Consider the following 11,828-nt stretch of genomic DNA (forward strand, 5'->3'; position numbering starts at 1 on the left):
CGATGACATCGATGAACGCTTCACCAGACGCGCCGTTGCCGCCATCGCCATCCGCCGCCATGCCGGGAAGCTCGCCTACGAGAAGAGCCGCCCGCAATAGCAAGGCGGCCTACCGGCCACGCTTACCGAGCAAGCGACTTACCTCAAGAGCTACTTCGACACGCTGGCGCATGTCGCTGCGACGATGGAACATGTGCCGCTCGGCCTTGAACTCTCACCACCAGCGAAGGTCGGCGCACCGGTGATAGTGGTGACGCCAGAGCAAAAAGAGCAGCAGAAGGCGAGACGCCGCGCCAAGGACGCGGAGCGCAAGCGCCGAAAGCGCGCGGCTAACCTCACGTTCCACGCCGCCTAAATAGCTGATGGACGACGACTACATCGACGATGATGGCACGATCTGGATTTGGAAGCTGATGGCTCGCCCAGCCTATTCAGCAAATGATCCCCGGCATCTTCCGACCGGAATGCGCGATCGCCTGATCCAGCACCGCCTCGCCCAGATGGAGCAAGAAGCAGCGCGCAACATCGCGCTGCTTCACTCCCGAGCACGGGGCTAATCAACGCCGCGCCTATCAACGGAAGCTGAATGGCGCGGCGTAGTTCCCGGCTGTCTGCCACAGTTTGGTAGCGATGCTGTGCATCTGCTTCATGGCGGGCTTTCGCAGGTCGTTCGCGTGATAGGGGATGACGACATGCGCCTTCGCGCGCGAGATCGCGACGTTGATGAGGCGATCACCCTCCTCGCCGTTGAAAAACGTGCTCGACGCATCAACCGGATCGAAGATCACCAAGGTGCGCTCGCTGCCTTGCGCGCGATGCACAGTGCTGACGCTCACTTGCGCGTGATCGCGTCGGAGCATCGACCGCAGCAAGGCCACCTGCGCCCGATAAGGCGTGAGAACCACGATATCTTTCGCGTCCACATAGGAACCGGCCAGTTCATCCAGTGCCGCAAGCACGAGCTTCGCGGACTCGAACCGGATGAACCCGCCATATTTGGTCGAGAATGTTGCTTCCTCACGCACCGGATCGAAGCAGACCCTCGGCACTTCGCGCCCGTTGACGAAGAAGGGCGAGCGGCTCGCGCGCCATGCCTTGTCCTCCTTGGCCTTCTTACACACCAGCAGGTCGCCGTCGTAAAACGTCGCGCCGACAATGTGGCAGATGGCCTGTGCCATACGCGATTGCTCGTTCAGCCGCGTGGTTTTCACATGAGCAAACACGTCGAAGGCGGTGCGGGCGAGAGCCCCACGAACAGCAGCGTTTTCCGATCGGGCGATAGGGGAAAGCTGTTGGGGGTCGCCCGCGAAGATGGTCTGCGCACCAAGCGCCGCCATCATCATCGCAGCAGGGCCGAGCACCTGTGACGCCTCGTCACAGAGAACGAACGGGAAGCGCGGATTTTGCAGGCAGTGATGCCAGCGCACCGCCGTCGCGACGGTGACGCCGACCACGCGGGCGGAAGCGGCGGTCGTCTCGATGTCCGCGCCCAAGTTCGTCCGGGCGGCATCCAACCGGCCTTTCCACTTCACATAATCGGCGATCTTCGTCTTGGGCGGTTCGGAGGCTTCGAGCACCAGATACTCGTTTACCTTTTCGGCGATTCCCGGTGCGAGCAGATGTGGCCGATCAACGTATTTGCGCGGGTCGAAGTGCGCACCGACCCGCTTTACCTGACTCGCGAGATCACGCCTGCCGATCCGCTGCAACCAGTCATCGATCGCGAGAATGGCCGTGTCCACGGCGACGTTCGTCGGCCCAACGACGAGAATGCGGGCCTTTGAAAAGCGGCGCAGCAGGTAGGCTGCGGTGGCTCCGATCGTGAAACTCTTGCCGGTGCCGGGAGGACCGATGACGATCGAACAACGGTAAGCGGTGTTCTGGGCGGCCTCGACCTGCCGTTTGCGCAGGTCTGCGAAGTCGAGCGGAAGTGGCCTCACCTCCTGTAAGGGATCGAGATCGACCTTGGATTGCTGGAGAGCCTTGGCGGCTCGCGCTGCCATCGGTCCCTGCCACATATCGATCAGCGGGCCGAGAAAGTCGTTGAGGAAAACCCATGCAGTCTCGCCCTCCTTCGGTGCCGCGCCTTCGAGCGGCTGCACCACCACCCGGTCATTATCGACATCGACGAACTTGATGATCCCGCCGAACTCAAGCTCGCGGCCCCAGCGAATGCGCCCGCCTTCCAGTCCCTCGTCCAGCGGCACCTTCTTGCGTGCGGCACCCGGCCTCATAGAGATGGTGATGAACTCGTCCGCCCACTCGGCCCCCAGAACAGTGAACGGGGCACCCTGAAGGGTTAGCGCCCGTTCGCTGGTCAGTGCCTCGACAATCCTTTCTCGCGTGATCCCCACGGGCGTCCCCCGATGCCTCGGTGAGAAGAGTGGCCGCGCGGGCAAGCGTTTGCAATGCGGATGCCTTGTTGCTGGCAGGCAATCATCCTCATCTCTATGGTGTCAGCATGAATCCTGTTGAGATCGACGACGCCGTTTCCACCCTCGCCCAACAGCCGTTTGAGGCGGGCGAGTTCCCGTTCGAGTTCCTCCGCGCATTCGGTAACCCGGAAACCACGATCAAGCGGTTGCGCTCTGGTTCCACGAACCAGTCCGACGTGCCCGGTGCCGTGCTCCAGCGGAGCAACATCCACATCGCGACGTGCCCGACTGGCGAGGTCGATGCGACACTGCGGGCGTTGCGGGCCAGCCCCAAGACTGCCTCGGCCAAGGCCCGTTTCATCCTCGCCACCGATGGTGAGGCATTTCAAGCCGAGGACATGACCAGCGGTGAGACCGTCGCCTGCGCCTATCCTCAGTTCCCGGATCACTTCGGCTTCTTCCTGCCGCTCGCGGGCATCACCACCGTTCCGCAGGTTCGCGAAAGCTCATTCGACATCAAGGCGACGGGGCGGCTGAACCGGCTCTACGTCCAGCTTCTCACTGAGAATCCGGAATGGCGGACGGTCGAACGCCGCACCGACATGAACCACTTTATGGCGCGCCTGATCTTCTGCTTCTTCGCCGAGGACACCGACATATTCCGTAGCGAGGGGCTGTTCACGAGCACCGTGGAGGAAATGAGCGCGCGCGACGCCTCCGACCTGCATGTGATACTTAGCGAAGTGTTCCGGGCGATGGACACCAAGCCTCAAGACCGCGAGACCGCGAAGGTCCCCCGTTATGCGAACCGATTCCCTTATGTGAACGGCCAGCTTTTCAGCGGCAGCACGGAGACGCCCCGGTTCAGCAAAATAGCACGGTCCTATCTGCTGCACATTGGCGGGCTGAACTGGCGGAAGATCAACCCGGACATCTTCGGCTCGATGATCCAAGCCGTCGCGGACGACGAGGAGCGCGGTGCGCTCGGAATGCACTACACCAGCGTTCCGAACATCCTGAAGGTGCTCAACCCGCTGTTCCTCGACGACCTGCGGGGCAAGTTGGACGAAGCGGGCGATAACGGGCGCAAGCTCCTGAACCTGCGCAACCGCATGGCACGGATCAGGGTGTTCGATCCCGCCTGCGGCTCGGGCAACTTCCTCGTAATCGCCTATAAGGAGATGCGGGCGATCGAGGCCGAGGTGAACCGGCGACGGGGCGAGCCTGACCGCAGGTCCGACATCCCGCTCACCAACTTTCGCGGCATCGAGCTTCGCGACTTTCCCGCTGAGATCGCCCGCCTCGCGCTCATCATCGCCGAGTATCAGGCGGACGTGCTCTACCGTGGGCAGCAGGAGGCGCTCGCCGAGTTCCTGCCGCTGGACTCACAGAACTGGATCACGTGTGGGAACGCGCTTCGGTTGGACTGGCTGAGCATCTGCCCGTCCACTGGAACAGGAGTAAAAATCCGAGCAGATGATCTGTTCGAAACTCCGTTAGATCAATCCGAGATAGATTTTTCAAACGCAGGAGGCGAAACTTACATCTGCGGCAATCCACCATACTTGGGAGCTAAGAAGAAGAGTCCTGATCAAGTAGACGACATGGAACGAGTCGGTCTCGGCAAGGCAAAGCTGCTCGACTATGTTGCAGCCTTTGTTGTTAAAGGGCTTGACTATATGGATAGAGCAAACGCAGATATGGCGCTTGTTTCTACCAGTTCAATCTGTCAAGGCGAGCAAGTAGCACTTCTTTGGCCCCGGGTATTCGAAAGGGCAACCATCAAGTTCGCCTACCGCCCGTTTAGATGGGCGAACTCAGCTTCGCGAAACGCGGGTGTTTGGTGCACGATCGTTGGTCTATCAAGGACCAGCGCTTCCACACGGCTTTTGTTCGACGGTGAAATCCGCAGAGAGTGTCAGCAAATCAGTCCTTATCTGATTCCCGGTTCTGAGATAATCGTGCACCCCCGGAGTAAAGCTCTCTCAAGTCTCCATCCCATGACAATGGGCAGCAACCCCGTTGATGGCAAAAGACTCATACTTGAACCAGACGATTATCGGTCTCTGGTTCGCGAGCATCCGGCTTCGGGAGCATTTTTAAAGAGCTATGGCGGAACGCAAGAACTATTGAGTAACGAGCGCCGATTTTGTGTTTGGATTGATGACGATTACGCGGGTGAGGCGCAGAAGATACCTGCACTACAAGCCATCATAGAAGATTGTCGGGAATATAGGAAGGGTGCGGGACGTGATGCTAAAAAGGCAGCCAAGCGGCCTCATGCTTTCTGCTATTCCACCTATCAAGACTCTCCGTTCTTGTATGTAGGTAATACGATTGGAAGCGATATTGACTTCGTTCCGATATCATTAAGTGAAAGAGGGCACGTCATTAGCCATGCCGCTTTTGCGGTATATGGTATTAGGCTTGTCGAGTTTTCTCTTATAGCCTCTACGCTGCATAGAGTTTGGGCTGAAACAATAGCAGGAAAACTGGGTAATGGCATAAGGTATGGCAACACAGTTGTCTATAACACGTTTCCAGTTCCGCCACTGACTGCTGAAAATCGGGTTCAGCTTGAACGCTGCGCTACCCAGATAATGGTTGCTCGCGAAACATACTTCCCTGCAAATATCAATGAGCTTTATGATGCATCACGCATGGAGGTTGAGTTTCCTGATCTTTATCATGCGCATAAGCGAAATGACGAGGTGATCGAACGCATTTACATTGGGCGTCAGTTCCGCAACGATACAGAACGCCTTGAGAAGCTGTTCGACCTCTATACCAAAATGACGACCAAGAAGGCTGCGTGAGGGTGGCCTCGCCGATCTTGGACGCACCCGAGCGTGAGCAGGCGCGGCAGCATGCGCTGATCGACGATCTGCGCTCGCTGCCCGCCGAGGCGATGTGGGCCGAGTTCAAGGAGAACGTCGCCGACCCGGAGATGATCGGCAAGCTGATCTCGGCGCTGTCGAACGCGGCGCGGCTCGCCGACCAGCATTTCGCCTATGTCGTCTGGGGTGTCCGCGACGGGGATCACGCGGTCACCGGAACGACGTTCGAGCCGTCTGCCGCGAAGCACAAGAATCAGCCGCTGGACTTCTGGTTGAGCAAGTGCCTCCAGCCCTCGGTTGCGTTCTGCTTCAAGAGCATGGACTATCAGGGCCAACGGCTCGTGCTGCTCGAAATCCCGGCAGCCGCGACCAGCCCCGTTGAGTTCGAGCGAACGGCCTACGTCCGCGTCGGTAGCGCGACACCACGCCTGTCCGACCATCCTGAGCGACAGAAGCTGCTCTGGTCCAAGCTCCAGTCCTTCGCATGGGAAACCGGGCTCGCCGCGCAGTTCCTGACTGGCGACGAGGTGCTCGCGCGCCTCGACCACACCAGCTACTTCGACCTGACCGCCCAGCCCCTGCCGGATAATCGCGCAGGCATCTTCGACAAGCTCAGGGCGGATCGGCTGATCGAAGCCGATGTAGGGGGTAAGTGGAATATCACTAACCTCGGAGCGATCCTGTTCGCCAAAAACTTGCACGACTTCTCGACCTCGCTCGCGCGCAAGGCCGTCCGGTTCGTCTCCTACGAGGGCAGCAACCGCGCGACTACGGTGACGCACCGTCGTGACGGGCAGAAGGGCTATGCGAACGGGTTCAAGGGTTTGACCGACTACATTCATACCCTGCTGCCCAACAACGAGCATATCGGCACAGCCTTTCGTGAGGAGCAGCCTCTCTACCCAGCCATCGCCATCCGCGAGTTGATCGCGAATGCTCTGATCCATCAGGATATGACGATCACCGGCACGGCTCCTCTCATCGAGTTGTTCAAGGACCGGCTGGAGATTACCAATCCGGGGCAACCGCTGGTCAAGCCGGATCGCTTCCTCGACTCGCCGCCTCGCTCCCGCAACGAGGCGCTCGCTTCGCTGATGCGCCGCATGCGCCTCTGCGAAGAGCAGGGCACCGGAATCGACAAGGTGCTGGCCTCGGCGGAGCTTCACCAGCTTCCCCCGCCTGACTTCCGGGAGGAGGACACCTCGGTGCGCGCGTCACTGTTCGCCCCGCGCCGCTTCGCGGAGATGACACAGGATGAGCGCGTCCGGGCCTGCTACCAGCACGCGGCGCTGAGATATGTCAGCGGCGACCGAATGACGAACGCCAGCCTGCGCGAGCGGCTCGGAATCGCTGAAGGGAATGCCTCTCAAGCCTCGGCGGTGATCAAGCTGGCTCTGAACGAGCGGCTGATCCGCCCCGGAGACCCGGAGCGTCCTCGCGCGGGGTATGTCCCCTACTGGGCGTGAACGCGGATGTTTTCATCGGGTTTTGATTGGAAGGCGGGTGAGAGGTGGGAATAAGAGGGGGAAGTGGCGGAAAACCGTGGATAATCGGATGTGCGCGTTCCCGCTTTGGTCTTGATCGGGTTTTGATTATCGGCCTTCCAGAGCCGAGAGACGGCCTGTCCAAGCGAAGGCGCTCGGCAGGCCGGGTTGACACATATCAGGTGGAAAGCACGATAGCTCAATGACTTCAGTCGCTCCTATCCCAGCCGTTTCGTTCAAGACCGCCCGCACCGGCGCATCCGCCAAGGCGAACGAGCTTGGTATGCGCCCCATGCAGGAGCGGGCCTATGACCGGCGCGGCGAGCAGTATCTGCTGATCAAGTCGCCCCCGGCCTCGGGCAAGTCGCGGGCGCTGATGTTCATCGCGCTCGACAAGCTGCGCAATCAGGGCATTCGACAGGCGATCATCGTCGTGCCTGAGAAGTCCATCGGAGGCAGTTTCGCGGACGAGGCGCTGTCCAAGTTCGGCTTTTGGGCCGACTGGGTGGTCAAGCCCCAGTGGAACCTGTGCAACACGCCGGGGCCGGATGAGGAGCGGGTCGATCCGTCGAAGGTCCGTGCGGTCGGGCAGTTCCTTGCCAGCGACGACACCGTGCTGGTCTGCACGCATGCCACCTTCCGGTTCGCGGTCGAGCAGTTCGGCGTGGAGGCGTTCGACGGCCGACTTATCGCGGTGGACGAGTTCCACCACGTCTCTGCCAGCCCGGACAACCGGCTCGGTAGCCAGCTTGGCGAGTTCATCAAGCGCGATCAGGTTCACATCGTCGCCATGACCGGAAGTTACTTCCGAGGCGACGCCGCGCCGGTCCTCATGCCCGAGGATGAGGCGAAGTTCGAGACGGTCACCTACACCTATTACGAGCAGTTGAACGGCTACGAGCACCTCAAGGCGCTCAACATCGGCTACTTCTTCTACACGGGCCGCTACCTCGAAGCGATCGAGGCGGTGCTCGATCCGGCCCGCAAGACCATCGTCCATATCCCCTCGGTCAACTCGCGCGAGAGCACGAAGGACAAGATCAAGGAAGTCGAGGAGATCATGGAGTATCTCGGGGAGTGGCTGGGTGCCGACCCCGACACCGGCTTCTACCGCGTGAAACTGCACGACGGGCGGGTGATCAAGATCGCCGATCTGGTCGATGACTCCGACCATGCGAAGCGCGGCAAGGTGCTGGCGGCGCTCAAAGACCCGAAGCAGCGGGGCAACCGCGAGCATGTCGATATTATCATCGCGCTCGGTATGGCGAAGGAGGGATTCGACTGGATTTGGTGCGAGCACGCGCTGACGGTCGGCTATCGTTCCAGCCTGACGGAGATCATCCAGATCATCGGGCGCGCAACGCGCGACGCGCCGGGGAAAGAAACCGCATCTTTCACCAACCTGATCGCCGAACCGGATGCGTCCGAAGCCGCTGTTGTCGATGCGATCAACGACACGCTGAAGGCGATCGCCGCCAGCCTTCTCATGGAGCAGGTGCTCGCCCCCCGGTTCAACTTCACGCCGAAGGACAACGGCAAGCTGGACGGCTTCGACTACGGTCCCGATGGCTACCAAGAGGGCAAAACCAACGTCGGCGTGAATGAGGAACGCGGCCTTTACCACTTCGAAATCAACGGTCTCGTCGAGCCCAAGAGCGAGGAAGCCTCGCGCATCTGCCGGGAGGATTTGAACGAGGTCATCACCGCCTTCGTGCAGGACAAGACGGCGCTGGAACGTGGCCTCTTCGACGAAGAGGTGGTGCCGCAGGAACTGACGCAGGTGCGTATGGGCAAGATCGTGCGCGACCGCTATCCGGACCTGAGCGACGAAGATCAGGAAGCCGTGCGCCAGCACGCGGTCGCTGCCCTGAATCTCACCCAGAAGGCCAAGCAGTTGGCGGGCGAGGGCGGCAGCGGCGGAGAGGACCGGACCAACACCGCGCTGATCGACGGCGTGCGCAAGATCGCGATGGACGTGCGCGACCTCGACATTGACCTGATCGACAGCATCAACCCGTTCGAAGCGGCCTACTCGGTGCTCGCCAAGGCGATGAACGAGGCCGTGCTGAAGCAGGTGCATGCTGTCATTTCAGCGCGGCGCACGGCGCTCACGCCGGAGGAAGCAAAGGACTTGGCCGGAGGCGCAGTGCGGTTCAAGCGGGAGCGGGGTCGCCTACCATCCATCGACTCCGCCGATGCGTGGGAAAAGCGCCTCGCCGAGGGCGCTGCTGCCTTCGTGCGGTTCAAGGACGAGGGGCGGTATGCCTGACCTCGACCTTGACGAGCTTCGCGCCGAACTCGACGAGTTCGCGCAGCCACAGCCGAAGCGCTCAGCCTACACGCCACTGGAAGAGCGGATCATCGCCGGGTTCGAAGACATCGTGCGCTTCCGTGAGGAGCACGGGCGAGCGCCCCAGCATGGTGAAGATCGCGACATCTTCGAGCGGCTCTACGCCGTCCGATTGGACCGGCTGCGGGCGCGGCTCGATAGTCATGCATTGCTGGCTGATCTCGACCGCTACGGGCTACTTGCTGTCCCTGACCAGCAGGCGCAACCCGAGCCGGAGGAACTCGATAGCGACGCCCTGTTGGCTGAGCTTGAGGGTATCGAGGCGACGGGCGACATAACCAAGCTCCGCCACGTCCCTTCGCGCGAGGAGCGCCGTGCCGCTGAGGAGATCGCAAATCGCCAACGGTGTGCCGACTTCGACCAGTTCCGGTCGCTGTTCGAGCAGGTCGAGCGCGATCTGGAGACGGGCGTGCGCGAAACTCGCCCCTTCGTCAAAGACTCGGGCTTCCTAAAGGCCGATATCACTACCGGGCAGTTCTTCATCCTCGGTGGACAAATCGCTTATGTCGCCAAGGTGGGCGACCCGATTCGAGCGCCCAACGGTGAGGCCGATGCTCGCCTACGGGTGATCTACTCGAATGCGACCGAGAGCGACATGCTGCTGCGCTCGCTTCAGCGGGCGCTCTACAAGGACGAGGCGGGCAGACGGATCACCGAACCGTCAGCGGGACCGCTGTTCAAGAGTGAGGCCGACGACGACGATACCGAGAGCGGCACCATATACGTGCTGAGAAGCAACTCCACGCACCCGGTTGTGGCTGAACATCGCGAGGTGCTGCACAAGATCGGCGTGACAGGCGGCACCGTCGAGGCGCGGCTCGCAGGCGTGGAGAAGGATGCTACCTACCTGCTCGCCGGTGTAGAGGTTGTCTCCACCTACAAGCTGTTCAACATCAATCGGCGGCGGCTCGAAGCACTGATCCACAAGGTGTTCGCACCCGCGCAGATCGATCTCACGATCACGGATCGCTTTGGCAATCCGGTGAAGCCGCGCGAGTGGTTTCTCGTGCCCCTCGGCGTGATTGATGAGGCGGTGTCTCGCATTCGGGACGGGACCATCACCGAATGCAGCTATGATCCGATGCAGGGGCGGCTCGTCATGTTTTGAGTGGCCGCTGCTCTTGCAGCGCATGACTGCCGCGAGCTTTGCGACGATAGCGATCGTGCGTTTGCGATCCCTACTCGGCGCTGCGTCGATAGAAATGGGTAAGTTTGCGCGCCAGCGAACAAGGAGCAGAGTGACACGCATACCGTGATCAGCATAAGACCCCCGGATGGGTCATATGTTGATCGAGGATTTGCGTTCTGCACGCCGCTCAAAGGGGCTTTCGAGGCTTGAGTTAGCGGCTCGCGCCGGAGTCGATCCGCAGGTCGTAAAGAGGCTGGAAGCTGGAGTCGGCACGATGCCGACGCTGGTCGCGGTCATGAAGGCGTTGGACTACCACCTGTCCGGCGTGGCGCGAGGTGCTGATCTTCCGGCGCAACTACGGCAGCGGCGACGGACGCTACGCCTTTCACTCGAACAGGCAGCGGCGCGAGCAGGGATAGCGCGGGGCACGGTCAGCAATCTCGAACAGGGCGAGGGGTCGGTCCGAAGCGCATTGCGGCTTCTGGAAGCGCTCGCCCCCAAGGCTCGTCGCCGCGCGCCTGAACGCGCCCACTGGCTCTTCGACCCAAATGGCGGGCGCGATACCCGCTTCACGCCTCCCGAATTCATGGACGCAGTTTATGCAGCGTTCGGCGAGGTGGACCTCGACCCTTGTGGTCACGTCGAGAGTCCGGTCAGGGCGAAACGTCGCATTCTGATCGAGGAAGGAGGCGACGGGCTATCGGATGAATGGTCGGGCAGGCTGACCTTCATGAATCCGCCATTCTCGGCCATGTTGAAATGGCTGCGACGAGCGGAGGAGCAGTGGCGCTCGGGTCGAGTCCAGACGATTGTGAGCCTTGTTCCGGCGCGAACAGATTCCGCATGGTTTCACGACCATCTTCGCCTGCACGCCGACATCTACATGCTGCGCGGGCGAATACGCTTTTTGAGTAGCAAGGGGCGTGGAGATCAAACGCCTTTCTCGCTCATGGTCGTCATCTTCGGCGGTGAAGACCCAGCGAAGCAAAGGTTTGCCGAACTGATACCGGGCTTCTGGCTTCCTCGATCCGACTGACCTATTGTCGCGTATCGAGGCCAATCCGCATGTCTGAAACGGCCTCCCTGATCTCTCTGTCGAGTTCATCGACATGCTCGACCGACTCGGGGATTGGGCTCATCATGTGGACCGCTTCCGGGTAGAAGGGAAAATAGCCCCACCCTGTGTTTTCCGACAGCCCGCTCTGTCGCCAACGCGGATCGAGACCGGAGCAGGTCAGGATGAGCTTCCCGGCTGCAAGGTTGGATGCCAACCGCAAGAGAGCGGAACGTAGGGAGTGCTCATCCTCTCCCGTGAACTCGGTCTCGCTCGGAAGCGTGACGCGGACGTAGTAACCGGCAAATACGCGACTTCTTCCAGTCAGCACCAAACCACTTTCGTAGGTAGCAGAAATATTCGCCCCTTCGCCGTTCAGCAGCGACACGTCTCCTGTTCCTCGTCCTTCATAATGTCTCCATCCCATGACCATCTCCTGATAACTTCATCTATTTAGGGGAGGGCGAGCGCGCACCACGCCCACATTATTTGATTCCGCCCGCCGTTCTGATCATTCTGCCCGAGTGTCCGCAGGAAACTCTCTAATAGTAGAAGGTTAAGTGCGGACATGTTGGCGATGGTGGTGCTGGTTCACCTGA

At 60.7% G+C, this 11,828-nt stretch carries 9 protein-coding genes; 7 read left to right on the forward strand and 2 right to left on the reverse strand.

Features of this window, described 5'->3' with window-relative positions:
• Positions 1–184: 184 nt before the first annotated feature.
• Positions 185–355: a hypothetical protein gene (locus tag VPH46_RS15820; protein ID WP_416612755.1), complete on the forward strand. Its 171-nt coding sequence runs from the start codon at positions 185–187 to the stop codon at positions 353–355.
• Between the two features lie 7 nt (positions 356–362).
• Entirely contained in the window at positions 363–557 is a 195-nt protein-coding gene (locus VPH46_RS15825; protein WP_416612757.1) for a hypothetical protein, read from the forward strand.
• Positions 558–572: 15 nt separating this feature from the next.
• Here VPH46_RS15825 and VPH46_RS15830 read toward each other — a convergent pair whose 3' ends face one another.
• Complete coding sequence (locus VPH46_RS15830) at positions 573–2,354, reverse strand: DEAD/DEAH box helicase (RefSeq protein WP_416612759.1); 1,782 nt, start codon at positions 2,352–2,354, stop codon at positions 573–575.
• Positions 2,355–2,461: 107 nt separating this feature from the next.
• Here VPH46_RS15830 and VPH46_RS15835 point away from each other — a divergent pair, with 107 nt between their 5' ends.
• The 5 genes from VPH46_RS15835 to VPH46_RS15855 all read left to right on the forward strand — a co-directional run bounded on the left by VPH46_RS15835 (position 2,462) and on the right by VPH46_RS15855 (position 11,211).
• Positions 2,462–5,191: a class I SAM-dependent DNA methyltransferase gene (locus VPH46_RS15835; protein ID WP_416612771.1), complete on the forward strand. Its 2,730-nt coding sequence runs from the start codon at positions 2,462–2,464 to the stop codon at positions 5,189–5,191.
• Positions 5,192–5,193: 2 nt separating this feature from the next.
• Entirely contained in the window at positions 5,194–6,678 is a 1,485-nt protein-coding gene (locus tag VPH46_RS15840) for an ATP-binding protein (protein ID WP_416612761.1), read from the forward strand.
• Between the two features lie 220 nt (positions 6,679–6,898).
• Positions 6,899–8,965, forward strand: a complete 2,067-nt coding sequence (locus VPH46_RS15845; RefSeq protein WP_416612763.1) for a DEAD/DEAH box helicase family protein — start codon at positions 6,899–6,901, stop codon at positions 8,963–8,965.
• Positions 8,958–10,154 (forward strand): GIY-YIG nuclease family protein, encoded by a 1,197-nt coding sequence (locus VPH46_RS15850; RefSeq protein WP_416612765.1) that lies wholly within the window; start codon positions 8,958–8,960, stop codon positions 10,152–10,154. Before VPH46_RS15845 ends, VPH46_RS15850 begins: the two co-directional genes overlap by 8 nt.
• A gap of 175 nt (positions 10,155–10,329) precedes the next feature.
• Entirely contained in the window at positions 10,330–11,211 is an 882-nt protein-coding gene (locus VPH46_RS15855; RefSeq protein WP_416612767.1) for a DNA N-6-adenine-methyltransferase, read from the forward strand.
• Position 11,212: 1 nt separating this feature from the next.
• On the opposite strand, the gene VPH46_RS15860 is transcribed toward VPH46_RS15855, so the two are convergent.
• Complete coding sequence (locus tag VPH46_RS15860) at positions 11,213–11,617, reverse strand: hypothetical protein (protein ID WP_416612769.1); 405 nt, start codon at positions 11,615–11,617, stop codon at positions 11,213–11,215.
• Between the last annotated feature and the right edge of the window lie 211 nt (positions 11,618–11,828).

The sequence above is a fragment of the Sphingomonas sp. MJ1 (PH-R8) genome, from assembly GCF_048058635.1.
Classification (GTDB): Bacteria; Pseudomonadota; Alphaproteobacteria; order Sphingomonadales; family Sphingomonadaceae; genus Sphingomonas.